This window comes from Brevibacterium sp. p3-SID960 (assembly GCF_025144725.1).
Taxonomy (GTDB): Bacteria; Actinomycetota; Actinomycetes; order Actinomycetales; family Brevibacteriaceae; genus Brevibacterium.
The window spans coordinates 1-25,474 of sequence record NZ_JALXKS010000012.1; the positions used below are offsets into that span (position 1 = coordinate 1).

General features: G+C 66.9%; 22 protein-coding genes. 11 read left to right on the top strand and 11 right to left on the bottom strand.

Features of this window, described 5'->3' with window-relative positions; genetic code table 11:
- A partial coding sequence (locus tag M3B11_RS05400) for an aminotransferase class I/II-fold pyridoxal phosphate-dependent enzyme (protein WP_259875719.1) occupies positions 1-1,243 on the bottom strand: 1,243 nt, incomplete at its 3' end.
- 52 nt (positions 1,244-1,295) lie between these two features.
- Here M3B11_RS05400 and M3B11_RS05405 point away from each other — a divergent pair.
- The 3 genes from M3B11_RS05405 (at position 1,296) to M3B11_RS05415 (ending at position 4,157) form a co-directional block, all read left to right on the top strand.
- On the top strand, positions 1,296-2,294 hold the full coding sequence (locus M3B11_RS05405; protein ID WP_259875720.1) for an endonuclease/exonuclease/phosphatase family protein: 999 nt from the start codon (positions 1,296-1,298) through the stop codon (positions 2,292-2,294).
- Positions 2,291-3,088 carry a class I SAM-dependent methyltransferase gene (locus M3B11_RS05410; RefSeq protein ID WP_259875721.1) on the top strand — a complete coding sequence of 266 codons (798 nt, stop codon included), beginning with the start codon at positions 2,291-2,293 and terminating at the stop codon, positions 3,086-3,088. Before M3B11_RS05405 ends, M3B11_RS05410 begins: the two co-directional genes overlap by 4 nt.
- 85 nt (positions 3,089-3,173) lie before the next feature.
- Entirely contained in the window at positions 3,174-4,157 is a 984-nt protein-coding gene (locus tag M3B11_RS05415) for a zinc-binding dehydrogenase (RefSeq protein WP_259875722.1), read from the top strand.
- Between the two features lie 125 nt (positions 4,158-4,282).
- On the opposite strand, the gene M3B11_RS05420 is transcribed toward M3B11_RS05415, so the two are convergent.
- A complete protein-coding gene (locus tag M3B11_RS05420; protein ID WP_259875723.1) occupies positions 4,283-4,720 on the bottom strand; it encodes an Hsp20/alpha crystallin family protein in 438 nt (145 codons plus the stop codon).
- Positions 4,721-4,839: 119 nt separating this feature from the next.
- Here M3B11_RS05420 and M3B11_RS05425 point away from each other — a divergent pair, with 119 nt between their 5' ends.
- From M3B11_RS05425 to M3B11_RS05435, 3 genes are all read left to right on the top strand, one after another.
- Positions 4,840-5,772, top strand: coding sequence for an AEC family transporter (locus tag M3B11_RS05425; protein ID WP_259875724.1), 933 nt, complete (start codon positions 4,840-4,842; stop codon positions 5,770-5,772).
- Positions 5,773-5,883: 111 nt separating this feature from the next.
- On the top strand, positions 5,884-7,359 hold the full coding sequence (locus M3B11_RS05430; RefSeq protein WP_259875725.1) for a polysaccharide deacetylase family protein: 1,476 nt from the start codon (positions 5,884-5,886) through the stop codon (positions 7,357-7,359).
- A 1,183-nt stretch (positions 7,360-8,542) separates the two neighbouring features.
- Positions 8,543-9,058 carry a ferritin gene (locus M3B11_RS05435; RefSeq protein WP_259875726.1) on the top strand — a complete coding sequence of 172 codons (516 nt, stop codon included), beginning with the start codon at positions 8,543-8,545 and terminating at the stop codon, positions 9,056-9,058.
- Between the two features lie 128 nt (positions 9,059-9,186).
- Here the strand turns inward: M3B11_RS05435 and M3B11_RS13295 are convergent, their stop codons facing one another.
- Entirely contained in the window at positions 9,187-9,900 is a 714-nt protein-coding gene (locus M3B11_RS13295; RefSeq protein WP_311197717.1) for a septal ring lytic transglycosylase RlpA family protein, read from the bottom strand.
- Positions 9,901-10,251: 351 nt separating this feature from the next.
- Positions 10,252-10,806, bottom strand: coding sequence for a hypothetical protein (locus M3B11_RS05445; RefSeq protein ID WP_259875727.1), 555 nt, complete (start codon positions 10,804-10,806; stop codon positions 10,252-10,254).
- Between the two features lie 120 nt (positions 10,807-10,926).
- Between M3B11_RS05445 and M3B11_RS05450 the strand changes: the two genes are divergently transcribed.
- Both M3B11_RS05450 and M3B11_RS05455 read left to right on the top strand, forming a co-directional pair.
- The gene (locus M3B11_RS05450) at positions 10,927-11,655 is read left to right on the top strand and encodes a glycerophosphodiester phosphodiesterase family protein (protein ID WP_259875728.1); all 729 of its coding nucleotides are present in this window, start codon (positions 10,927-10,929) and stop codon (positions 11,653-11,655) included.
- 75 nt (positions 11,656-11,730) lie between these two features.
- Positions 11,731-12,072, top strand: a complete 342-nt coding sequence (locus M3B11_RS05455) for an RNA polymerase-binding protein RbpA (RefSeq protein ID WP_259875729.1) — start codon at positions 11,731-11,733, stop codon at positions 12,070-12,072.
- A 107-nt stretch (positions 12,073-12,179) separates the two neighbouring features.
- On the opposite strand, the gene M3B11_RS05460 is transcribed toward M3B11_RS05455, so the two are convergent.
- Together M3B11_RS05460 and M3B11_RS05465 are read right to left on the bottom strand one after the other, a co-directional pair.
- The gene (locus tag M3B11_RS05460) at positions 12,180-12,935 is read right to left on the bottom strand and encodes a polyprenol monophosphomannose synthase (protein WP_259875730.1); all 756 of its coding nucleotides are present in this window, start codon (positions 12,933-12,935) and stop codon (positions 12,180-12,182) included.
- 77 nt (positions 12,936-13,012) lie between these two features.
- Positions 13,013-13,993, bottom strand: a complete 981-nt coding sequence (locus M3B11_RS05465) for a metal-dependent hydrolase (protein ID WP_259875731.1) — start codon at positions 13,991-13,993, stop codon at positions 13,013-13,015.
- 77 nt (positions 13,994-14,070) lie between these two features.
- Here M3B11_RS05465 and M3B11_RS05470 point away from each other — a divergent pair, with 77 nt between their 5' ends.
- On the top strand, positions 14,071-15,831 hold the full coding sequence (locus M3B11_RS05470; RefSeq protein ID WP_259875732.1) for a 5'-3' exonuclease H3TH domain-containing protein: 1,761 nt from the start codon (positions 14,071-14,073) through the stop codon (positions 15,829-15,831).
- Between the two features lie 97 nt (positions 15,832-15,928).
- Positions 15,929-18,193: an accessory Sec system translocase SecA2 gene (gene secA2, locus M3B11_RS05475; RefSeq protein ID WP_259875733.1), complete on the top strand. Its 2,265-nt coding sequence runs from the start codon at positions 15,929-15,931 to the stop codon at positions 18,191-18,193.
- 61 nt (positions 18,194-18,254) lie between these two features.
- Here the strand turns inward: secA2 and M3B11_RS05480 are convergent, their stop codons facing one another.
- From M3B11_RS05480 to M3B11_RS05500, 5 genes are all read right to left on the bottom strand, one after another.
- On the bottom strand, positions 18,255-20,954 hold the full coding sequence (locus tag M3B11_RS05480) for an RNA helicase (protein ID WP_259875734.1): 2,700 nt from the start codon (positions 20,952-20,954) through the stop codon (positions 18,255-18,257).
- A gap of 79 nt (positions 20,955-21,033) precedes the next feature.
- Positions 21,034-21,864, bottom strand: a complete 831-nt coding sequence (gene tatC / locus M3B11_RS05485; protein ID WP_311197718.1) for a twin-arginine translocase subunit TatC — start codon at positions 21,862-21,864, stop codon at positions 21,034-21,036.
- Positions 21,865-21,872: 8 nt separating this feature from the next.
- On the bottom strand, positions 21,873-22,163 hold the full coding sequence (gene tatA / locus M3B11_RS05490) for a Sec-independent protein translocase subunit TatA (RefSeq protein WP_259875735.1): 291 nt from the start codon (positions 22,161-22,163) through the stop codon (positions 21,873-21,875).
- A 72-nt stretch (positions 22,164-22,235) separates the two neighbouring features.
- Entirely contained in the window at positions 22,236-23,222 is a 987-nt protein-coding gene (locus tag M3B11_RS05495) for a YafY family protein (RefSeq protein WP_259875736.1), read from the bottom strand.
- Positions 23,203-24,267 (bottom strand): YafY family protein, encoded by a 1,065-nt coding sequence (locus M3B11_RS05500; RefSeq protein ID WP_259875737.1) that lies wholly within the window; start codon positions 24,265-24,267, stop codon positions 23,203-23,205. Before M3B11_RS05500 ends, M3B11_RS05495 begins: the two co-directional genes overlap by 20 nt.
- Before the next feature lie 39 nt (positions 24,268-24,306).
- On the opposite strand from M3B11_RS05500, the gene M3B11_RS05505 reads away from it, so the two are divergent.
- Positions 24,307-25,455 (top strand): DUF3866 family protein, encoded by a 1,149-nt coding sequence (locus M3B11_RS05505; RefSeq protein WP_259875738.1) that lies wholly within the window; start codon positions 24,307-24,309, stop codon positions 25,453-25,455.
- Positions 25,456-25,474 lie beyond the last annotated feature (19 nt).

Sequence of the window (25,474 nt, forward strand, 5' to 3'; positions counted from 1 at the left end):
GCCGCACGCAGACGGCGAAGCCTTCGACGGCCGTCTCGACATCCTCGAGTGTCGGCATCGACGGAGCCACCCGGATGACGGCGTTGTCCGGATCAAGCTTGTACGGGTGCGTCGAACCAGCAGGGGTGAGCTTGACCCCGGCCTCGGCGGCGAGCTTGACGACCCGGTCGGCAGTACCGGGCATCACCGAGACGGTGATGAAATACCCGCCGTTGGGGTCCGTCCACGCCGCGATGTCATCGTCGCCCAGACGCATGCCGAGGATCCGGGAGACCGCCTCGAACTTCGGGCGCAGGATCTCGGCATGCTTGACCATATGGTCGACGACACCGTCAGCATCACCGAAGAAGCGCAGATGGCGCAGCTGGTTGGCCTTGTCGGGCCCGATCGAGGCGGCCGCGAGATGACCGGTGAACCAGGCGATATCGGCATCCGAGGCGCCGAAGAACGCCACCCCGGCACCAGCATGGGTGATCTTCGATGTCGAGGCGAAGATCCACACCCGGTCCGGGTTGCCGGCCTCAGCGGCCATCGACAGGATGTCGAGCACCTCGGCGCGCGGCTCGCGCAGGTGGTGCAGGGCGTAGGCGTTGTCCCACAGCAGCTTGAAGTCCTCTGCCGCTGTCTTCATCGCCGCGAGACTGCGTGCGCGCTCATCGCTGATGGTGATGCCGGTCGGATTCGAGTACATCGGCACCAGCCACATGCCCTTGATCGTCGGGTCGGTGGCCACAAGCTCCTCGACCTGCTCGAGGACCGGGCCCTCGTCGTCCATCTCCACGGAGACGAGTTCGAAGCCGAGCGCCTCCGCCAGGTCGAAGTGACGATCGTAACCGGGCACCGGGCACAGGATGCGGCGCGGCTGCTGGGCCCACGGGGTGGTGCCTGCCGAGGTGCCGAACAGGCAGGCGAAGCTCAGCGCCTGATGCATGAGCGTCAGCGACGAGTTGCCCTGGGCGAGCAGCTGAGATGCTGGGACCTTGAGCAACTGACCGAAGATCTCCCGCAGCTCGATGAGCCCTTCCAGCCCGCCGTAGTTGCGCACATCGACGCCGCTGGGGGAGAGGCAGTCATCGGCGGTCACGTTCGTCAGCAGGTCCGCGGCCAGATCGAGCTGCTCGGCCGACGGCTTCCCGCGCGTGATGTCGAGGGCGAGTCCGCGCCCGGCGAACGCCTCGTAGTCGGCGTGAGCCTGCTCCAACGCAGCCTCAAGATCGGAACGGGACAGGTCAGTCAGGGACATGGGGGAGATCCTCTCACAGCGCGACGAGATCGGTGTCTCCTATACTACTGACGTGCCACGATCCCCACGCGCCCAGTCACCTCTGATCGCCGTGCTGTTGGGCATCATCACAGCCATTGTGCTCGGTGTGCTCATGTGGTTCCCCCAGCGCTTCGGCCTCGGCGCTGTCAGCGGCATCGCCCACCTGCAGTCCTTCCGGGCGCTGGCCACCGCCGCGCTCATCGTCTTCCTGGCGCTGCTGTCCTTGAGCTTCGTCATCGGCCGCGGTGTGCGCTTCTGCGCCGGCTTCATCACCGCATCGCTCGTCTTCGTCGCCGTCAGCCTCGGCGTGCTCGGGCTGCGCGGCGGCACCCCGCCGAGCCAGCTGCCCGCAGCGCCGGGTGACCTGCGGGTCATCTCAGCGAACCTGTTCTTCGGCGCCGGCAGCCTAGATGACGTGCTCGGTCCCGATGCCAGGGGAGCAGGGGTCATCGCCCTGCAGGAGACCGACCGGCAGACTCTCGTCGAGGCTCTGAAGCAGCGCGGTATTGCCGAGGACTACCGCATCGCCGACCGGGCGGTCTTCGAAGGCGAGGCTGGCACCGTGCTGGCCGTGCACAACTCCCTGCAGCCGGAGGAGCTTGACGACCCCGAGGCATCGCGCGCCTTCGTGGGAATGCGCACAACGCTCGGAGACATGTATGCCGTGCACACACACGCACCGATCCAGCGCAGCCTGCTCCAGCACGAATGGCAGCGCACCGTGTCTGCCGCCACCGATCTGTGCCAGCCCGGCACCAGCGTCCTCGTCGCAGGCGACTTCAACTCCACACTCGACCACGCCCCGTTCGCACTGCAGGACGGCTGCGCCGATGCTGTTCGCAGCCTGCGGGTGTCCGGAGCCGGCACGTGGCCCGCGAGCTGGCCGGGCCTGCTCGGCGCCCAGATCGACCACCAGGTCTACGATCGGGCGGCTCTGCATCCGATCGGCGGGCAGATCCTTGAGATCTCCGGCTCCGATCACCGGGGCATCGTCATCGACTACCACCTGCCGCCGGAGACGCCGACGTGACGCCCCAGCCCGCCGAGAGCGCACTGCGACGCGGAGCAGGTCCCAAGATCCCGCGGCAGGCACGGACGGCGCACGGGCGCCGGTTCGGCACGACCGCCGAACTCTACGACGCCGTCCGGCCTGGATACCCGGCTGCCGCCACCGATGCCGTGCTTACCGGTGCTGCCGATCGGCCGCTCGATGTCTGCGACCTCGGAGCCGGCACCGGTCTGCTGAGCCGCGATCTGACGCGCGATGACCGGGTCGGCGAACTTATTGCCGTCGATCCCGATGAACAGCTGCTGGACCGCAATCCCGCCCAGGTGCGCGTCGGCGCCGCCGAGGCGATCCCGCTGCCTGATGGCTCCGTCGATCTCGTCACCGCCGCCCAGGCCTGGCACTGGTTCGATCCGCAGGCGGCCGGTGCGGAGATCGCCCGCGTGCTGCGCTCCGGCGGCCGGCTGGCGATCCTGAATAACCAGCTCGACGTGCGCCTGCCGTGGGTGCTGCGCCTGGCCCGGATCATGCATGCAGGCGACGTCTACCGGCCCGGCTGGCAGCCCCACCTCGGGCCCGGGTTCACCACTGAACCCACCCAGGAGCACCTGTTCACCACCATGGTCACCGTTGACACCGTCGTGAAACTCGCGGCCACCCGGTCCTATTGGCTGCGCTCGAACGAACGCACCCGTACCCGGGTCGAGGCCAATATCCGCGACTACCTCGCCCACGAGGTCGGATTCGACACCACCGGAGCATTCGAGCTGCCCTACCTGTGCCTCGTGAGCATCTCACACCTGCCGACCGATCAGTAAGACATCTCTGGTCGCAGGCACGCCCACCCGCGTCCGGGGGAGTGCCGCCATGAGAGGATGGAGACACAGTCAGGAAGGAGACGTCATGCGTGGAATCCAGCTCACTGAGCACGGCGGACCGGAGGTGCTGCAGTGCTCCGAACTGCCCGAACCGCAGGCAGACGGGAAGGTCCTCGTCGAGGTCAAGATGGCCGGCATCAACCGCCGCGACGCTCTCATCCGCGAAGGGGCCGGCCCGCAGTACCGTCCACCCCTGCCGCTCATCCTCGGCTCCGATGCCGCCGGCATCCGCCGAGACACCGGTGAGGAGGTCATCGTCTTCCCCTCACTCAACTGGGGAGAATCTGACGCCTGCGCTGGCCCGGACTTCAGCGTCCTCGGCGGTCCGAGCAACGGCACCTATGCCGAGCTCATCGCAGTGCCGGAGGAGAACCTGTTCCCCAAGCCCAAGCGGATGGCCTGGGCCGAAGCCGGTGCGCTGGCGCTGTCGGGAGTGACCGCTTACCGCGCCCTGTTCACCGTCGGGCAGCTGAAGAAGGGCCAGACGGTCGTCATCCTCGGAGCCGGCTCCGGACTCTCGCTGCTGGCCCTGCAACTGGCGGTCAAGGCCGGTGCGCGTGTGGCGGTGACCTCGTCGAATCACGACAAGATCAACCTGGCCAAGGAACTCGGCGCTGTGGCCGGAGTGGACTACACAGTCGACGACTGGGAGCTGACCCTGCGCGACGAGACCGGCGAGGCCGATCTGGTTTTCGACTCCGTGGGCTCGACGCTGCAGGAATCGGTCATGATGCTCAAGCCCGGCGGCGCCGTCGTCGCCCTCGGCGGGACCGAGAACCAGGGAGTCGTCGAGGACTTCGACATCCGCACGCTCTACCTGGCCCACAAGCGGGTGCTCGGCACCGCCATGGGTTCCCCGCGGGACTTCGCCGGCCTGCTCGACATGGTCGAAGACGGTTCGATCGACCCGGTCATCGACTCCGTCTACCCGCTTGACGAGGCGGCAGAAGCCCATGCGCAGCTCGACTCGAACCTGCGCTTCGGCAAGATCGTGCTGAGCACCGACTGATCCACTGCACAGGCACTGCTCCGGTTCCTCTTTGCACCGGCTGCTGAGACACGAAACGGGCCGCACACCTGCTCAGGTGTGCGGCCCGCCGGCGTAATGAGCTGGGCGCCGGAGCGCTCAGCCGTTCAGACCTGAGTGTCGTCGCCGGAGATGACCTCTCCGCGCTGGGTGTGGTTGACCGAGATCTTGCGCGGCTTGGCCTCTTCTGCCACCGGGATGGTCAGCAGCAGCACGCCGTCCTCGTACGCAGCGGTGATCTGGTCGAGGGCGATGCGGTTGCCCAGCGTCAGCTGGCGGGCGAACGTGCCCGTCGGGCGCTCACGGCTGAGCCACTGCACCTCGGAGCTCTCCGTCGAGGCGGTCCGCTCGGCGCGCACCGTCAGCGTGCGATCCTGCACGTCGACATCGATGCTCGACGGGTCGACGCCGGGCATATCGATGCGGGCGACGAAGGCGTCACCGTCGCGGTACAGGTCCATCGGCAGGGCGGTGCTGTTGGGGGTGCGGGTGATGTCGGAGAAGAACCGGTCGAGGTCGCGGATCGGATCGAACTTTGCAGCCATAGCAGGCTCCTTTCGGTCAGCTGGTCGCTTACGTTGAGTCTAACGCGCTCAAGTTTGGTTTCATTCCCGTCTCGTGACCAGTTTCCTGGGAATCACCTCAGTCTCCATAGAGTGGGCTCATGGACTTCGTCAGCGTCGTCGGCGCGCTCATTCCCGTCGCCGGCCTCATCGCGTTCGGCTGGGTGCTGCGCCGGCTGCGGCTGCTGAGCGATCCTGACTTCTGGTCCGGTGCTGAGAAGCTCGCCTATTTCGTTCTCCTGCCGGTGCTGCTCTTCCGCAACATCTCCGCCGTCGACATCTCCCACGTCGACATCGGCCGCCTGGCAGCAGCCCTCGTCCTGCCGACCATCGGCATCACGATCATCCTCTTCGCGCTCAACCGGGTGCTCGCCTCCGACCGCTCGTCCTTCACCTCGGTCGTCCAGGGCGCGATCCGCTTCAACACCTACATCGGGCTGTCGCTGTCGGCGACTCTCTTCGGCCCCGAGGGCGCAGCCCTTGCTGCCATCGTCGGTGCCGTGCTCGTCCCGCTCGTCAACGTGCTCTCCTCGATCGCCTTCGAGCTCTTCCTCGTCGACAAGCGCTCCTGGCTGGCACTCGGCCGATCGGTCATCCTGAATCCGCTCGTGCTCGGCTGTGCTGCCGGTGCGGCGTGGAACGTGCTGCCGGTGACCACGCCCGAGGCGGTGGCCGGGATGATCGATCCACTCGCCGCGGCCGCGCTGCCGATCGGTCTGCTGTGCGTGGGGGCCGGCATCAGACGGTTCTCAGTGCGCGAACATGCAGTCGCCTTCTTCTCGGCGACGGTGCTCAAGCTGCTCATCGTCCCGGCGGTCACGGTCGTCTCGCTGCTGGCATTCGGTCTCAGGGGAGAGGCAGCGGTGGTCGGTCTCATCTTCCAGTCGATCGCCACAGCCTCCAGCGCTTACGTCATGGCGCGACAACTCGGCGGCAACGCCACCCTCATGGCTGCCCTCATCGCAGCTCAGACGGTCATCTCGATGCTGACGCTGCCGATCGTTTTGACGGCTGGTGCGCAGCTGCTGCTTTGAGAGACTTTCGGATTCCTCACATTCACCGGATTCCGCGTGCATCTCCACAGGGGCACGGACTAAGATCAGCACCGTCCTCGCATCCCCGTCTGCACCCAGGATCGTCTCCTCATGCCGCGTCGTCCCCGCGCCGCTGTCGCCTCAGCGGCAATCGCCGCCCTGCTGCTCAGCAGCTGCGCCTCGAACGGCGCCACCCGCGAGGCGACAGCACAGGTCACCGCACTCGCTGATGGCCGCACACCGTTCGCGGCTGCAGCCGAACCTGCCGATGTGCTCAGCCAGCGGCACGAATCAGACAGCCCGCTCTACACGCTGCGCTTTCCCGAAGTCCGGGGCGCCGAGGCGTTCAATCGCACGATCAGCGACTTCGTCAGCGACCTGCGCCAGCAGCGGATCCCGCAGTCCGATGCGAGGCACCAGAATGGGAAGAAGGACCTGCCAGGGGAGTACGAACTCGACTGGCAGGTGACCCAGAATAGCCGCGGCCACCTCTCGTTCCTGCTCCATGACCGCAGCAGCCTGCCCGGTGCCGGGCCGGAGGCCTATTACACGAAGGTGCTCGACCGCGATGCCGGGATCGAGATCCCGCCGACTGTTCTGTTCACCGACACCGGGAAGCGAGAACTCGCCGCCCATGTGCTGGAGGCACTGAAGCGGAAGGGCTACCGGACCAGTGCCCACGACGCTGCGCACCTGAGCAGTGTGCAGATCGATGCCATCACCGCCGGCACCACCGCCGACGGTCGCGGGGGACTGGTGGCCCACCTGGGCAGCGGCATCCTCAACGCCCGCGGCGACGAACCGGTAGCCATCAGCTTCACCGGTGAGCAGGCTCGCGGCTGGCTGACTGCCGCCGGACGCGACTGGCTGGACGATGCGGCACCCGGCCCGCAGCTGAAAGCCGGTGAGACGATTCCTGAGCACGTCACGCGCGACCGCAGCGATGTCGACTGCGCTGAGACCAAGTGCGTGGCCCTGACCTATGACGACGGGCCAGGAGAGGCGACCCCGCAGCTGCTCGACGGCCTGGAGGCTGAAGGCGTGCCGGCCACGTTCTTCGTCAAGGGCACCTCGATCGCCGGCAATGAGGCGACGCTCAAGCGGATGGCCGAGGCCGGCCATGAGATCGGCAGCCACACATGGAACCATCCCCAGCTGACGAAGATCTCGCGCCCGGCTGCTGAAAAGGAACATGCCCGCGTCAACGGGGCGATCGAGAAGGTGACAGGGGAGAAGCCCACCGTCTTCCGCCCGCCCTACGGTGCCTATGCCACCGGCGTTCCCGACGGCGGTCTGCCGTCGATCATCTGGAGCCTGGACACCAATGACTGGCAGAATAAGAAGGCACCGGAGAAGACCGTCAGGGCCGCAACCACCAATGTGCGGCCCGGCGACATCATCCTCATGCACGACATCCACAAGCCCAGCGTCGACGCCAGCCCGGAGATCATCGCCGAGCTCAAGGAGCAGGGCTTCACCTTGGTGACCGTCAGCGAGCTCTTCGGCCGGGAACTCAAGCCAGGCCAGAGCTACTACAGCGATGAGCGGATGGAGGGCAGCCGCCACATTCCGCGCTGGGCTGGGTGAGAGCAGATCACGTCGCCCGGCGGCTGCGAGGAACCGGCAGGTCGGCTACCAGCTGTGTCTCAGCATTGGGTATCCTTGTTTCGAGACACGCAATGGCCCGCTCAACAACCCGTTTCAGGAGGTGCATCACGTGGAAGACATCATCATCTCCATGTGCATCGTCGGTGCAGTCATGTTCGCGCCGATGATAGCAACGCTTTTCATGCCGGCCGGACGCGGTCGTACGACCGTAACCAGCCAGGACGACTGAGGAACGCACTCGTCTGCCAGCCTCGCTGAGCGGGACGATGACGAAACGGTGCACTGCCACAGCGGCGGTGCGCCGTTTCGCATTCACGAACACGCCTGCGCATCGGTGAGGGAGAGCGACAGGGCGGCTGTGCCGGGAGGCGGGGTAAGACGCCATAACATGTAGTTTACATAATGTATATTATCGGCAGGTGCGGCGGCCGCGGGTCCGGGCGAACAGCGGTCTGGCGATCGGAATGAATCTGTGAGGCTGGACATACCGCTGCATCCGACGCAACTCCGCCAGACTGCGCATTCGCATTCAGGTGCGAGCTTCTTCCGTCGCCAGCCGCCGGCCTTCGCGGGCACTGCGTGCAGTCGCCTTGCTGATGCCGGGCTGATCCGGGGTGATCCGGTTGCCTCATGCGCAGCCTGACGCGCTCAGTCACTCGCACCTGACGTGCGGTGATGCTCTCACGGTACCCTTGTCCTCGCTGCCGTGGTCGCGCGCCGCTCTGTGGACCTGCGCTGTCAGCGCCGAGCGTCATGGCCACTATTATGTCAACTACAAGACGGGCTTCTCGCCAGCTTGCTCACGGTCTCGATGTGCGTGCTCGCGACGCGATGACCGTGCAGAACGCCGTGCAGGGTTGGCCGGTGCCCGGTGCCCGGTGCGCGGCGCAGCAATCCGTAAAGGCTCGCCGGGCAACCGCCTCGGGAGTGGCCCCTGCTCCCCCGCGCCGTCGGCAGCCCGCATTTCTATTCTGGAATGTTTCCGCGTTAGGCGTTCTTTGCCTTACTGGAACCGGCTGAAGGGCTGCTATAAGCTCGAAACTGCGCACATGCCCGCAGGACGAATCGCTGTCAACGCGATTGTCGCCTCATCCGGACCGAAGGCGAATCTCCTGCACCTCACTACTGGTCCGATCACTCACACGATCGAAAAGGAGCAGTTATGGAACTCACCCAGAACATGGTCGCCGCAGTCAGTGACCAGGTCACCATGGAACTCGAAGCCTCTATCGTCTACCTGCAGCTGTCCATCGAACTCGAAGACCAGGATCTTACCGGCATGAGCTCATGGATGCGGGCCCAGGCCGAGGAGGAGCAGGTCCACGCCGCTAAGTTCATCCAGCACGCGCTCGACCGCGGCACCTCCCCGCAGATCGGCACTATCACCGCCCCGAGCTTCGCAGACAAGTCCCCCGTTGGGCTCTTCCAGGCCGCACTCGATCACGAGCGCAAGGTCTCCGAGTCGATCCGCAACCTGTACCGGACCGCGCAGAAGGAAGATGACATCGACATCATCCCGCTGCTCAACTGGTTCATCGACGAGCAGCTCGAGGAGGAGGCCACCGTCGGTGAGATCGTCGGCCAGCTCGAGCGCGTCGGCGAAGACGGCAACGGAATCCTGCGCATGGATGCCAAACTCGGCGCCCGCACCCCGGACGTCGTTGCCGCCGAAGGCTGATACGCCGGCGAAGCCCGATGAGCCGCCGGCACTGATGGCCGGCAGCCCAACTGAGATCGCTCTGACGCAGAATGCGCCCCCTGCCTGCATGGGCAGGGGGCGCATTCTGCGTCACAGGCACTGAGGGGTCAGAGAACCTCCCAATCGACCGTGATGACACCGGAACTGATGCCGCCGACGGCCTTCATCGCACCTTCGCTGAGATCCAGACAGCGGCTGCCGACGAATGGCCCGCGATCATTGATGCGCACGACAACGGACTTGCCGTTGGCCTTGTTCGTGACTTTCACCTTGCTGTTGAAAGGCAGCTCCTTGTGGGCCGCGGTGATGCCCATCGGGTCATACGATTCGCCATTGGCGGTGGTGTGGCCGGTGTTGTAGTACGAGGCTTTGCAGGTGCCGCCCTGGCCGGAGGCCTCGGTGTTCGGCTTCGGCTCGCTCTCATCACGCTTCGGGCTGGAGTCCTCCGCCGAATCCGCGGGCGCATCCGCGCTGGCACTGGAGGCGCCTGTGGAGGCATCAGCACCGGCTGGCGTCGGGAGCTCCGGCGTGGCCGATGGCGGCGAAGGCGGTGTGGGCTTCGGCGATGCGGCGATCTCCTGGACGCCGACCTTCTCCTTCGACCGGCTGACGGCATCGTTCCAGTCCTTGCGGAGCTTCTCTGCATGCGCATTATCGGCTGATACAGCCTGCGCCGATGCGGGACCGGTGCGCGGCTGCTCTTCGCTGCTGAAGACGACGCGTTCAGGAGTGCCGCTGTCGGCTGGGGCGAGCATGAGGCCTGAGACGGCCAGGCTTGCAACTGCTGCTGTCGGGACGGCCAGTGCCGCCCAGTTCGGCATGCGTTTGGTGGATCGCAGAATGCTTGCCGCTGATGCCGGCTCTTCATCGATGTCGCTGTGGCGGCCGTGCCGCCTGGGTCCCAAAGACCGGAAGAAGTCAGCGATCCTTGCTGAGAGCTGTGTGTTCGGCGCGGAGTGCTTGCCCACCATCAGGCCCTTCTCGCGAATGTGACTGCGACAACACTCACAGCCTATGTAACGGAACGGTGAAGCGCTACCGATCTGGCCCATTCTGAGGAAACACTGATGAACGCCCCGCCCCGAAGACCGGTGCAGGGCATTCAGTGCGGGGCAGCCTCATGCTCAGGGCTGACGATGCTCAGGGCTGACGATGCTCAGGGCTGACGATGCTCAGGGCTGACGATCGCCGGTCTCGGCAGAGCGGTCAGCGGTACGCGGAGGCACGACGGCAGCGTCGACGGAACCCGCGGCCGGCTCCGGGACAGTGTCGACTGTGGTGCCGGCGTCGTTGCGGCGGATGAACTCACGGGCCTTATGGGCACCAGTGGTCACACCGCGCTGGACGGTGGTGAAAGTCTGGTCCATGCGCCCGGAGAACTGCTCCTGGGCACCTGAAAGCAGCTTCGTGAGCTTCTCCTCGGTCCAGTCCACGGCCTTATCGGACTTCGACAGGGTGGTCTTCGCCTGTGCCCGGCCCTTGTCGACAGCCCACCGGGCTCGGTCCTGGTAGGCGCGGGTGCGACCGCGCGGATTGTCCTTGAGCAGGCGTGCTTCGTCGCGCAGCTGGCTCGTGCCCTCGCGCGCGGTCCGACCGAGCACATCGGCGAAGCTGCGGCCGTAGGCGAAAGTCCGGCCGGCGAGCTTGCGCATCCGGTCGGTCGTCGACGTGTCGGTGGAATCGTGTACGGCAGTCGGTTCGATGGGTTCGTTCTCACTGCGTTTCATAATCATCCGTCCTCGTAGATTGCGCGCTGAGACCAGTATGACAGCCTTGGCTGAGTCTTCGGTTGAGGCATCATCGATGTCGCCGACATATCGCAGCTGCCGTGCCATAGGCTGGCTGATATGACCGCTACGCGCCCGGACATCATCGCCCACCGCGGAGGCCTGTGGCCCGGCACAGCAGAGAACACGATGGCTGCCTTCGAACACGCCATCGCGCACGGAGTCACGATGCTCGAGACCGATGTGCATCTGTCGGCAGACGGAGTGCTCTTCGCCGCCCACGACGATGATCTCCAGCGGATCGCCGGTCGCCCCGAGCAGCTCGCTGAGCTTCCGGCTGCCGAACTGGAGTCCATCGAGCTCATCGCCGGTGGAACACTCCCCCGGCTGGCTGACCTGCTCGCGGCATTCCCGACCGCCCACTTCAACATCGACGTCAAAGCCGACCGCTCGGCAGCGGCAGTCATCCGTCTGCTGCGGGACCAGTCCGACACCGATCGTCTGCGCTTGGCCTCCTTCTCCACCCGCCGCCTGCACATGCTGCGCCAGGCGCTGCCGGGCATCGCCACCTCGCTGGGCACTGCCGAAGTGGTGCGGCTGCGGCTGCTCGGCGCAGGCGGGTGGCGTCTCGACCCGTCGGTCGATGCTGTGCAGGTACCGGCCAGCCGGTGCGGCTTCCCCGTCATCACCACGGGGTTCATCGGCGCTGCGCATAGTCTCGGACTCCGCGTTGACGCGTGGACGATCAACGAACCTGCAGAGATGCAGCGCTTGGCTCGCCTGGGGGTCGACGGGCTCGTCACCGATGAGCCGCTGACCGCCCAGACAGCGATGGCAGAGGCGGTTTAGGCGGGAATGAAACGAGTCGCTAGACTGTTCTGGTTCCCAAGAGCTTGAAAACCATCATCGGAAGGTGTGCAACAGATGAGTGAACGCAGTCTGCGGGGTACCCAGCTGGGCTCCCGGAGCCTCGAGTCGGAAGTCGGTGTCGAACCGGCCCCGCGCCAGATGGTCGAGTACGTCTGCGAAGACGGCCACACGTTCACCGTCCCCTTCTCCGTCGAAGCCGAGGTCCCGGCCACCTGGGATTCGGGAACCCACGGCATCGGCACCCGCGTCGGAGGCGAAGAACCCGATGACGAGCCGGAGAAGCCGGTGCGCACCCACTGGGACATGTTGCTGGAGCGCCGCTCCTTCGAAGAGCTGCAGGTGCTCCTCGATGAGCGCCTGGCGATTCGCCGCGGGGAGATCCCACCACAGGTCTGAAGACCCCTGTGGCAGCCATGCCGCAGTCACTGAACGCACGGAGGGCGGATCCGATAGTCGGATCCGCCCTCTTGCCGTGTGTGTCTCAGCCAGTTCCTGTGTGCGTCTCAGGCAGCGCGCCCGGCGGTGACTCTGCCGACGAGTCGGCGAGCCTGGCTGAGACGGCGCTGCGCACCCCACTGGGCGACTCGGCCGACTGCCTCTCGGATGATGCTGCCGTGCATCTTCGACTCACCGAGCTCTCGTTCGACGAACACGATCGGCACCTCGACGATGGACAGACCGGCCTCGTGCACGCGCTTGGTCATATCGATCTGGAAGCAGTAGCCCTGTGAGGCGATCTCGGCGAGATCGAGCTGTGCCAGGGTCTCACGCCGGTATGCACGGAAGCCTGCCGTCGCGTCCTTGACGCCCATGCCCATGAGCGCATCGACGTAGATGTTCGCGCCCCGGGAGAGCACATGCCGGTTGCGCGGCCAGTTGACCACAGCACCGCCGGGGACCCAACGTGAACCGATTGCAAGATCCGCCCCATCAGCCACCGCGTCAAGCAGCAGCGGCAGGTCCTTCCCGCGGTGGGACCCGTCGGCGTCCATCTCGCAGATGACCTCATACTCGCGTTCGAGCGCCCACTGGAAGCCGGCCACGTAGGCCGGTCCCAGCCCGGCTTTCTGCTCACGGTGCAGCACGTTGACGCGCGCGTCCTCAGCAGCGCGCTCATCAGCCCACCGGCCAGTGCCGTCAGGCGAGTTGTCATCGGCGATGAGGACATCGACGTGCGGAGCGTAGGTGTGGATCGCAGCGAGGGTCATCGGCAGCGAATCGAGCTCGTTGTACGTCGGGATGACGATCAGTGTAGACATATGCACGATTACACCCTAGAGGACCATCGCGCGCAGCTCATGAGGGCAACACGCCGGTGAGTGATGCGGACCGGCGATCAGGACGTCACCGCCGTGCCATGGGACCAGACGCGCAGCAGCTGCGGCAGTGCCGCATCAGGGCTGAGATCGGGCAGACCCGGTGTGCCTGAGCGTGGATCCGTACTCCAGGCGGCCACTCGCGAATCGGCTGCCTGCACCAGCAGGCTCTCAACTGACCACACGCATGCGGTGGCCGCAGCCCCAGGTGCCAGCACTCCCCCGTCGAAGCTGCCGACTGCCCGGTAGCCGAAGCGGGTGACGGCGTTGAAAGCCGCCCGGGCCGAGACACCGTCAGCGGAGTCGTACACGGCCGCCCGCAGGGTCTGCCACGGGTTCTCTGCTGTGAGTGCGAAGCTCACCTGCGCACCGGCCGACAGCAGCTGGGCCAGCGGCTGCCGGTGTGCCAGTGGATCGACGGTGATGCCGAGCCCGGACTGGGCCAGCGCATCGATCGCCTCTGGCGAGACTGCCACGTTGATGAGCAGCCGCCAGGCGTGACGCTGCAGGTGGGCCCGCACTCCTGCATTCTCGAGCAGACCGAGGACAGCGCTGAGATCTGCTGCGCTGTCGACGAGAACGAACTGCGCCCCGTCCGGCAGCGCCCCGGCATCAAGCGCACCGGCATCGAGCGCACCACGGGTCTCCCCCGCGCCGCCGAGCCGATAGCAGGTGGTGACCAGCTCCTCGGGAGCGGCATCAGTGAACCGTGCCAGCTGCTCGCTGGTGCCGATGAGATGAGCGGCGGTCACGCCTCGGGACAGGAGCTCATCACCGGTCGGAGCCGGCCGCACCGCCTGCGGGCGCAGGTCGACGGCCGCGGCGACGAGACCCGGGGTGACGAAGGCGCCGGCGAGATCGTGGTGCGTGCCGTCGAAGGCGCAGGCGGCCTCATCCGAGCCGACCCAGGCGACGGTGTCACCGGTGAACATGATGGCGGTGGCGAAGGGATCGGCGCTGGAGTAGACATCAGCGTTGTACAGGATCGTCGAGTCAGTCACGCCGCTATTGTGTCACGACACCCGCCCTGTGCCAGTGCCGCCTGCCGCAGGATGGCTGCCGGGATAGAGTGAGGCGTGTGAAGGCTCCACTCATCATCCTGGACACACCGGCCCTGTACTATCGGGCGTTCTACGCGCTGCCGGACACGATCCGCTCGCCGGAGGGGTTCCCGGTCAACGCCGTGCGCGGTGTCCTCGACACGATCGCCCAGCTGGCCGAGACCTGGTCCTCGACCCGGATCGTCGCCACCATGGACGCCGACTGGCGGCCGGCCTTCCGGACCGCAGTCGTCCCGGAGTACAAAGCTCAGCGCATCGTCGATGCGGAAGCCGGCACGGAGACGCCGCCGGATCTGGAGGCCCAGCTGCCGCTTCTACGCTCGAGCCTCATCGCCGCTGGCATTCCCGTCGCCGAGGTGGCCGGCACTGAGGCCGACGACGTCATCGCCTCCCTCATCGCTGCGACCGCAGAACCGGTTGTCATCGTCTCCCCCGACCGCGATCTGCTCGCCCTGCTCGATGCCGACGGACGGGTGACCGTGTGCCGGCCGAAGAAGGGCGGGGTGTGGGAGACCGTGCAGGCGGCCGACCTGCCGGAGCTCTACGGCGTGCCCGATGGTCCGTCCTACCGGGCGCTGGCCGCATTGCGCGGCGACCCGTCCGACGGTCTGCCCGGCGTGCCGGGAATCGGAGAGAAGACCGCCGCCAAGCTCATCGGCGGCTACGGCAGCCTCGATGCCGTCATCGCCGCAGCGCAGGCAGGGCAGAAGGCCCACGGCCTGAGCTCCAAGCGCCAGGAGAACATCGTCGCCTCCGCCGAGGCGGTGCGCCGCGGACACCAGGTGATGACGTGTGCTGATGACCTCGACGTTTCCGCCTTCCTCGCTGCAGTCGAGACCGCAGAGGAGAAGCGGGATGCCGCGACCCTGCGGGAACTGGCCGGCGACCACGGCTTCGAACGCAGCGCCGAACGTCTCATCGCTGTCCTCGTCCCATTCGCTGCACCCAGCGCGGCACCCGCCACCCCGGCAGCCGCCGAACCGGCGGCGGTGCACGCAGACGACCCAGCCGCCGCCGCTGATCAGGCAGCCCTGTTCCCCGCACCGCAGCCCCCGAAGCTGACCACCGGCTGGACCCGCTCACCGGTATGGGGCTTCGACTTGGAGACCACCGGCACCAACCCGCACACCGCCCGCATCGTCACTGCCGCACTGTGTGAGTTCCGCGATGGCGTCGAGACCAGTCGGCTCGAATGGCTGGCAGATGCCGGGGTCGAGATCCCCGCCGCGGCCGCCGAGGTGCACGGCATCTCCACCGAGCATGTTCGCGCCTACGGCCGGCCGCTGCCAGAGGTGCTGGCTGAGCTGCTCGAATGGTTTGCACGCATCGACGATGACGGCGGGATCCTCGTCGGGCACAACATCGTCTACGACCTCACTGTCCTCGAATCCGAGACGATCCGGCTGGGCAGCCGACAGCGTGCCTCCCAGGTGTGCCCGCCGGTCATCGACACCTTCGTCATCGACAAACAGGTCGACCCCTACCGGCGCGGCTCCCGCGTCCTCACCGCCCTGGCCGAGCACTGGAACGTCGAGCTCGACAACGCCCACGACGCGACCGCCGACGCTCTGGCCGCCGTCGAGATCGCGCTGCGGATCGCCGCAGCCCACCCGGAGACGATCGGCACACTGAGTGCCGCGGAGATCCACGCCTCCCAGATCGCCTGGAAGCGGGACCAGTCGGCAAGCTTCGAAAGCTACCTGCGCCGCAAACGCGGCGATCAGAGCATCACCGTCAGCTGCGAATGGCCGTTCGAAACACCGCAGCTGCGCAGCTGAGCCGTGTTCGGGAACTGAGCACGTAGACTTTCCACAGCACGAACCCCCGGCGCCGACACAGGCGCCCCTCCCCGAGACGATTCCGAGGACGTGACACATGGGATTCCTCTCCCGCCTGCTCAACCGACCCGGTGCCCAAGCAGAGAAGAGCATCGGCTGGCTCGAGAAGGCCTGGCCGCAGATCGACACCCTGGCCGAGGAGTACGCGGAACTCAGCGATGAGGCCATCGCGGTGAAGGCCGCCGACATCTTCACCTCCGGATCGCGGCAGGAGCAGCTGCGCCAGTACGCAGCCCTCGTGCGCGAAGCCGCCGACCGGGCACTCGACGAGCGGCCCTACAACTCCCAGATCCAGGGACTCATCGGCCTGCTCGACGGCTCGATCGTGCAGATGCTCACCGGCGAGGGAAAGACGCTTGTCGGCGCGATGGCCGCTGCCGGCTACGCGCTGCAGGGCCGCACCGTGCACGTCGTGTCCGTCAACGACTACCTCGCCGTCCGCGACCGCAACTGGATGAAGCCGCTGTTCGACCTCCTCGGCGTCGAATCGGCCAGCATCTCAGAAGCCGACAGCGACGGCACCCGCCGCCAGTCCTACGGCGCTGAAGTCGTCTACGGGGCGGTCACGGAGATCGGATTCGACGTCCTGCGCGACCGGTTCATCGTCGACGACGATGAGATCCGCGTGCCCAGCCGCGACGTCGTCATCGTCGACGAAGCCGATTCGGTGCTCATCGACGAGGCCCGCGTGCCCCTCGTGCTCGCCGGCTCAACCGAGGTGCAGGACGCCGATGAGAAGATCGCCGCCCTCGTGACGAACCTCGAACCCGGCCTCCACTACGATGTCAGCGACGACAAGCAGGCGGTTTCCCTTTCCGACGCCGGCGTCGACCACATCGAAGAGCTCCTCGACGCCGACCTGTTCGGCGAGGACGCTCAGACGCTGGCAGCCATCAACCTCGCCCTCTACGCTGAGGCGCTCGTCAAGCGCGATGTCGACTACCTCATCGTCGACGGTCAGGTGAAGCTCATCTCCGGTTCCCGCGGACGTGTCGCCGATCTGCAGCGCTGGCCCGATGGCCTGCAGGCGGCCGTCGAGGCCAAGGAGAAGCTCAAAACCACCGAATCCGGTGAGATCCTCGACCAGATGACCGTCGAGGAGTTCATCCGCGGCTACGAAACCGTCTGCGGGATGACCGGCACGGCACTGGCCGTCGGCGATGACCTGCGCGAGTTCTACGATCTGGAGATCGTCCCGGTCGAACCGCATGAGAAGGTCATCCGTGACGACGAACCCGACCGGCTCTACACCTTCCAGGAGTCCAAGGAACGCGCGATCGTCGAGGAGGTCGACGAACAGCACGCCAACGGCCGGCCGGTGCTCATCGGCACCCGCTCGGTTGCCGAATCCGAAAGCCTCGCCGCGCGGCTGCGCGAACGCGGGATCTCCTGCCAGGTGCTCAACGCCAAGGACGACTCCCGGGAAGCCGAGATCATCGCCGAGGCCGGCCGCAGCGGCGCGGTGACCGTGTCCACACAGATGGCCGGGCGCGGCACCGATATTCGGCTGGTCGACGAGAAGGCCGTCGAAGCCGGTGGTCTGCTCGTCATCGGCGCCGGACGCTACCCGTCGTCACGCCTCGACGATCAGCTCCGCGGGCGTGCCGGCCGGCAGGGCGACCCGGGTTCCTCGGTGTTCTTCACCAGCCTTGAGGACGAGCTCATGAGCCGGGTGCCCGAAGCCAAGCGCTTCGTCGAAGAAGGCGATGAGACCGGCCACATCGCCAACCGGCGGGCAGCTCAGCTCGTCGAACACGCCCAGCGCATGTCGGAGGGCCACAACACCGCCGTGCACCGCGATACATGGCGGTTCAACCACCTGATGAAGCAGCAGCGTGAGATCGTCCTGGGCAAGCGCGACCGGATTCGCAAAGAGCATTCGGGTGCGGATGAGCTGCGTGAGCGGCTGCCGGAGCAGACCGAAGCCTGGGATGAGAAGCTCGGCAGTGCAGTCGTCGACGACGCGCTGCGCGATGTGCTGCTCTTCCAGCTCGACCAGCGGTGGGTCGAGCACCTGGCCTATCTCAACAACCTGCGCGAGGGCATCCACCTGCGCACCCTGGCCAAGGAGCGCCCGCACGAGGCATTCAACACCGAATCGATCCAGGCTTTCGACACCTTCTGGCCCGACGTCCTCGACGCCGCGACCGCGGCGCTGGAGGATGCTGAGATCACCGGAGACGGCATCGACCTGCCCTCCCACGGCATGAAGCGCCCATCCTCAACGTGGACATATCTCACCACCGAGTCGACGTTCGGCTCGGACATCGAAACCGTCGTCAAGCGGGCACGGGGACGCTGAACCGCTCGCGCCTCACCCGTCGGTAAGCCGCCGCCTCACCCGTCGGTGAGCCGGGGGCGTATCAGGAGTCGGCAACGACACCGCGGCGGATCGCATCGGCAGCCCTGCGCACGGTCGGTTCGACCGCCGGCGGGCAGACGTCGGCGATCTGGCCGAGCATGTCGAGGGTCTGCTTGGCCCAGCGCACGAAGTCACCGGCGGCGACATCGCTGCCAGCCAGCGCGCCGCTGAGGTTCCTGCCCTCGGTCCAGCGGAAGATCGCCTGCACGAGACCGAAGTCGGGTTCGGGAGTCGGCGGCAGCCGGAAGTCCGTCTCGAGCCGGAACAGCTCGGCCCACAGACCGCGCAGCTCGCCTGCCGCGTCCTGCAGGGCGGATGTCGGCATCGGGGGCATCCCCCAGCCGCCTTCGCGCCGGGACTGGTAGCACAGCGCTGAGGCCAGCCCCGCCGCCTCGGATTCGGTCAGCTCATCCCACAGACCTGCACGCACGCTCATCGCTGCGAGCAGGTCGCGTTCACCGTAGATGCGGCGCAGGATCCGTGAATCGTCAGGCAGGAAGCGCAGCGCGGTGAGCACCGAGCAGACCCGGTCGAAGACGTGGGCGATCGATGAGGTGCGCCCGGAGATCTGCTTGCGCAGCTGGGCGGTCTCCTGCTGCAGCTTGAACAGCCGTTCGGCCCACCGGGAGTGGTTCTCCCGCTCCGGGCAGGAATGGCACGGATGGGCGCGCAGCTGCTGACGGACCTCGTCGATCTCGGCCTCGCCGCTGCGCTGCGGACGGTGCTTGGCCTTGTGCTTGCCCTTCGGGGAGGTGAGCTGACCGCGGTCGAAAGCGGCCTCCATCGTCTCGATGACCTGCCGGCGGGCAGCGACCTGCCGGTGGTTGAATTTCCGCGGCATGCGGATGTGGCCCAGCAGCTGGGCCGGCTCGGTCACCTCGTGCGGGCGCAGATGCCAGACCTTGCCGAAGCTGGTGAGGATGGTCGGCAGCCGGCTGGTGCCGTCCTGGCTCTGCATCTCCTGGATGACAACAGCCGGTTCGGAGAACTTGTGAGACGGCAGCACAATGACATCCCCAGGCTGCAGCCCGGCCAGGGATTCGACGACGTCGCGCTGCTTGACCTTCGAACGGTACCGGCTGGCCTTCTTCTCCATCGTCGACAGCGTCCGGCGCAGCTGCGCGTAGGACATGAAGTCCCCGGCCTCGCATTCGATTGAACGCTCGTAACCGGCCATGGCCTCTTCATTGCGCCGCAGCTTCTTGGCCAGACCCACCACTCCGCGGTCGGCTTGGAACTGCGCGAACGAGGTCTCCAGCACCTTCGCGGCATCATCCCTGGTCATGCGGGCCAGCAGGTTGGCGGCCATGTTGTAGGTCGGGGTGAACTGGCTGCGCAGCGCATAGGTGCGCTTCGAAGCCAGCGCCTGGATCTCCTCGGGCTCGATCGTCGGATGCCACACCACCACGGCATGGCCTTCGACATCGATGCCGCGCCGCCCGGCTCGGCCGGTCAGCTGTGTGTACTCCCCCGGCGTGATCTGGACATGGGACTCACCGTTGAACTTCGTCAGCTTCTCCAGCACCACAGTGCGGGCGGGCATGTTGATGCCCAGAGCCAGCGTTTCGGTGGCGAAGACGACGTGCAGGTGCCCGGTGGCGAACAGCTCCTCGACGAGCTCCTTGAACTGCGGGATGAGCCCGGCATGGTGGGCGGCGAACCCCTGGACCATACCGGTGGCGAAGCTGTGGAAGCCGAGCACACCGAGATCCTCTTGGGCCAGTTCGTCCTGCAGGTCTTCGAGCCGGGCGCGGATGTGGCGCTTCTGCGTCGAGGTGGTGAGATCGAGGCCCGCGGCCAGGCACTGTTCGACGGCGTCATCGCAGGCGCTGCGGGAGAAGATGAAGTAGATCGCCGGCAGCAGCCGCTCATGGAGCAGCTCGCTGATGAGGGAGGTGCGCGAGGGCCGGCGGAAGCGCATCTGCCGGGGGTTGCGGCGGTCGCGGCGGCTGGTGGGCCGGCGGGTGAACTTCTGCGTCGCGTAGGTCAGATCGCGGTTGAGCTTGTGGGCGTTCTTCCTGCCCGGGGCGAAGAGCGGATAGAGGTGCGTGCCGACGGCGACGTGGTTGTACAGCGGCACCGGCCGGTGCTCAGAGACGATGACGTCGGTGTCGCCGCGCACCTCGGCCAGCCAGTCGCCGAACTCCTCGGCGTTGGACACGGTCGCCGACAGGCTCACAAGCGCCACGTGCATCGGCAGGTGGATGATGACCTCTTCCCACACCGGCCCGCGGAACCTGTCACCGAGGTAGTGGACCTCGTCGAGGACGACGAAGCCGAGCTTCGAGAGGTCGGTGCCGGAGTAGATCATGTTGCGCAGCACCTCGGTCGTCATGACGATGACTTGAGCGTCGCGGCGGATCGTCGTATCACCGGTGAGCAGCCCGACGCTGTCCTCGCCGTACTCCTCGCACAGCTCTTGGAACTTCTGGTTGCTCAGCGCCTTGATCGGGGTGGTGTAGAAGGCGCGCACGCCGCGTTCGAAGGCCAGCCGCACAGCGAACTGGGCGACGACGGTCTTGCCGGCTCCCGTCGGGGCCGCCACGAGCACAGACTTGCCGGCCTGCAGTGACAGGCAGGCGGTCTTCTGGAAGTCATCGAGCTCATAGTCGAGTTCAGCGGCATAGCGGCCAAGCGGTGAGCTCGCCTCTTTCACGCGTCGCTGGTGAGCGGCATAGGCTTCGGCAGGTGAGAGCTCCATATCGCACCAGTCTACCGTCTTGGAAGCGGCCCGTCGGGTGCGGGCGCGCCTGCGATCGAGCGGGCGTTGGGCAGTCAGCTCAGCGGTCTCGGACCTCGTCGAGCTCTGCCGGATCGACCCAGGTGCCCTCGGCGATCATCCGCTTCTTGCGCTTGCGGTCGTTGAGCAGGCAGACGACCCAGGCGAGGAAGAACATCAGCATCATCGGGATGACGAGGAAGAACATCGACAGCGCATCCGGTGACGGGGTCGCGATCGCAGCGAAGGCGAAGACGAGCACAACGATCCAGCGCCAGGACCGGCGGATCGTGTCTGCTGAGAGGATGCCGACGAGGTTGAGCCCGACCATGAGCACCGGCAGCACGAAGGCGATGCCGAAGACGACGATGATGAGCATGACGAAGGAGAAGTAGTCCTGCGCCGGCACGAAGTTCGACGCTCCCATCGGCGTGAACGTCATGAGTGCGCGCACCGCATTGGGCAGCGCGAAGAATGCCAGTGCTGCGCCGGTGAAGAACAGCGGGACGGCAGCGGCGAGGAACCCGAGGGCGTAGAGCTTCTCCTTCTTCGTCAGCCCCGGCATGATGAAGGCCCACAGCTGGTAGAGCCACAGCGGGGTGGTGAGGATGATGCCGAGGAACAGCGAGACCTTGATCTTGAGGTCGAACGGGGAGGCGACGCCGGCGAAGTTCAGGGTCGCGTCACGGCCGTCCTGTTCGGCGACCTGCCGGATCGGGGTCTGCAGGATCTCCAGCACCGGGTCGTAGAGTATCCACCCCACGATCCCGCCGAGCAGCAGCCCGATGAGGCAGATGATGACCCGGTTGCGGAGCTCGAGGAGATGCCCGGCCAGGGACATCCGCTTCTCGGGGTTCTGACGTCGGGGCAGACGTCTGGGAAGTTTCGCCACCGACGGCCTCAGAGGCGGTCGTCGTGCCGCGGCTCACCTTCGGTGCGGGGTTCGCCGATGCGCTCCTCTGCGGTCCTCTCAGCCCGGTGGGAGCCACCGGTGCCGGCGCGGCGCTGCGCGTCGGTGATCTCCTTGGCCTCGTCGTCGGCGCTCTCATCGTCGCGGAGGTCCTTGACCTCGGATTTGAACACCTTCATCGACTTGCCGAGGTTCTTGGCCACCATCGGCAGCTTGGCTGCGCCGAAGATGACGATGATGACAAGCACGAGGATGAGAAAGTGAACAGGGCTCGGGCGCATGGAGTCTCCTTTGCAATGACTGCCTCGATTGTAGTCCTTCCGGCCGTGTGCTTCACACCGTCGGACTGTGCGCTACCCGGCAGCGCGGTGCGGCGGTGAGCTGATCTCCTCGCGGGCGGCTTTCGACTGGCGCAGCGCCTCATGGGCGGCATCGACCGGGTCGAGGGCGATAACATGCCTGCCGTGGGCGAGCAGCCAGCGCACCAGCCACGCCTGGTCGTACACAGGCAGGGTGATCGTCACCGTCCCGGGACCGTGGGTGTCATACCGTGTCTGGACCGGCAGGTCCTCCACGAGCCGGGCGCCGGTGCTCGTCAGCGTCATCGTCACCGTACCCGAGGCGCCGGCCGGCTGTGCGCGCTCGGTACCCTCCGCCTCGGGGGCGGTGGCGTCGGCTGGACCAGCCGCGCCTGCGTGTTCCCGGGCTGGCACCGGGCGGATGCGGCGGATGTTGTCGAGGGCGAAGCTGCGCAGCCCGCCGGCGGTGTGACAGTGGGCTTCGAGGTACCAGCGGCCGGAGAGCCTCAGCGTCAGCGGGTCGACGACCCGTTCGGTGAGCTCATCGCGACTGGGCACGTAGTAGGACAGCTGCAGGTCATCACCGCTGGCCAAGGCTTCCTCGATGACACGTCTGACCTGCGGGTCGACTTGTGGGAGCACAATGTCGAAGCGCTGCCCGGTCTCCTCCAGGCTGGCCGCGGCGGCGATCTTGTCGGTGGCGCTGCGCACCGCCTCGGCGTCGGGCGGGTCGAGGGCGAGGATCGTCTCGAGCGCCAAGGTCAGGGTGCCGGCCTCGGCGCGCGACAGGCGCACCGGCACGGACACCTCCTCGGCGTTGGAGACGTAGATGCGGTCGTCCTCCCAGCTTGCCTCGATGAGGTCATCGGGCATGTGGCCGGGGCGACCGGAGACGAAGAGCAGCTCCAGATCGTCGATGAGCTCCTCACGGGTGCAGCCGAATGCCTCGGCCACCTCGTGAAGCTCAGCCCCCGGATTCGCCGTCAGGTACGGGACCAGGCCGAGCAGCCGGCTGAGCCGCTCAGGTGTCGTCTGCGCCATCGTCATCCTCCTCCCCTGCTCTGGCGGCTGAACCCGCGCCCGCCTCACCGGATAGCAGCCCGGTGAGTGCCGAGATCGTCGCCTGCACATGCACGCGGTGGGCTGCGGCGAGCTCACGCGGGCTCATGACCCGCACACTGGGGCCGAACTCGGCCAGTGTCGTCGCGCACAGCTCCTCATCTTCGTATTCCAAGCTGAAGGTGTCCCAGCCGCGAGCGGTCGTGCCGGTGTGGGTGCCCTCGCGGCGTAGCGGCTCGGCCCGACCCGGGGCGATCGCGATGACCGCCTGTTTGCGGATGCCGGCCTCCGGGCCGGGATCGAAGTGGGCGGCGGCGTCGAAGCCGGCTGGGATCTCGTAGTCCCCAGCAGTGCGCCTGGGGGCCTTGCGGATCCGGCCCATGATGCGTGAGAGCCGGAAGGTGCGCACTGCCTTCCGGTCAACATCGCGGCCCATGAGGTAGACGCGGTTGCCGCGGGTCAGCAGCGCATAGGGCTCCAGGGTGCGAGTGGCGGTCTCGCCGCTGGTCTTGCGGTAGGAGAAACGCACCGGCAGGCGTTCGCTCGTGACGCTGATGGCGGTGGCGACGTCGCCGGGCCAGAACTCCGGGGACGGAGTGACCGCCGCCTCGGGGCCGGTGGCCGGCTGGCTGAGCTCGGTGCCGAGGCCGGTGAGCTTGTAGCGGGCGCGTTCGGCTTGCCCGGCGGCCGGTGAGGAGCGCCACCAGTCGGCGGCGACGGACAGGGCCGCGGCTTCGGCGGGGGTGAATTCGATGGCCGGCAGCTCGTAGTCCTCATTGGTGATCCGGTAACCGTAGACGGTGTCGGTCGAGCCGATGTCCGTCCAGTTGGTCGTCGAGATCTCAATCCCCAGCTCGCGCAGCGCGTCCTTGTCGCGGGAGAACATCCGGTCGAAGGCCTCGTCACTCAGGTCGTGATAGCCGCTGATCCTGCGCCTGAGCGTGTCGCGATCGACCCAGCCGGAGGCGGCACGCAGGGCGATGAGCAGGTTGAGCAGCCGCTCGGTGGCCTGGCGTATCTGGTTCACGCTTCTAAGCTACTACGTTTGCCCGGTACGGTTAAGCACATGATCCATTGGCGTGAAGGAACCGTCTGCGAGGTCACCACGACCTGGCCAGGCGTCCACCAGACCCGTGTCGAGCTCACTGCCGCGCTGCCCGGCCGTGGGGATGATGACCGGTTCATCACCGCGATCGCCTACACCGACATGGTCGGCACTCCAGCGGCTGGTGACCGCGTGCTCGTCAACGTCTCGGCGCTGGCCCGCAGGCTGGGCACCGGCGGCTTCGGGCTCATCGTCGCGCTGCCGCAGAAGCTGCCGGACGATCCCCCGCCGCAGCCAGGGCACATGGTCAAGGACCGCTACGCCCCGCTGCAGACGATGGTGTTGGGCGTTGACGACCAGGAATCCGAGCATCACGCCACGATCCGCGACACCTCCTCGCTGTCCGGCCTGCCGGTCGTCGTCGCCGATCTGCACTCCGCCCTGCCGGCGATCCTGGCCGGGATCCGGGCGGCGAATCCCGAGCTGCGGGTCGTCTACGTCATGACCGATGGGGCGGCGCTGCCGTTGCCGTTCTCCCGTTCGGTCGCCGAGCTGCGCGAGTGCGGCTGGCTGGCTGCCACGATCAGCGTCGGGCAGGCCTATGGCGGTGACTATGAGGCAGTGACGATCCACTCAGCGCTGCTGGCCGCCGCCGAGGTGGCAGGCGCCGATGTCGTCATCGTCTCCCAGGGTCCGGGCAACCTCGGCACCGGCACCCCGTACGGGTTCACAGGCATGATGGTGGCCGATCACCTGAATGCCGCAGCGTTCCTCGGCGGGCTGCCGATCGCGGCGGCGCGGATGTCGAATGCCGATGCCCGGGGCCGCCACTTCGGCATCTCCCACCACACGCTCACTGCTGTCGGGCGGGCGGCCAATCCCGGCTGTCTCGTCCCGCTGCCGGACCTCACCCAGCTGACCGATGCCGAGGTGGCAGCGGCGATCGGCGCCGAGGGTGCCGATCCGCGTGCGGTCATCGATACGGTGGATTCCCAGCTGCCGGAGCTGTCCCGTCAGGAGGTCGACTGGGTCGACCCCCGTGGTCTGCTGGCTGAATTGCAGCAGGTGCCCGTGCGGCTGTCGACGATGGGACGGGGTTTGTCTGAGGACCCGCTGTCCTTCATCGCCGCTGCTGCGGCGGGCACCTGTGCTGCTGGGCGGCTGGCCTGAGGCCAGGACAGCCGCCCTT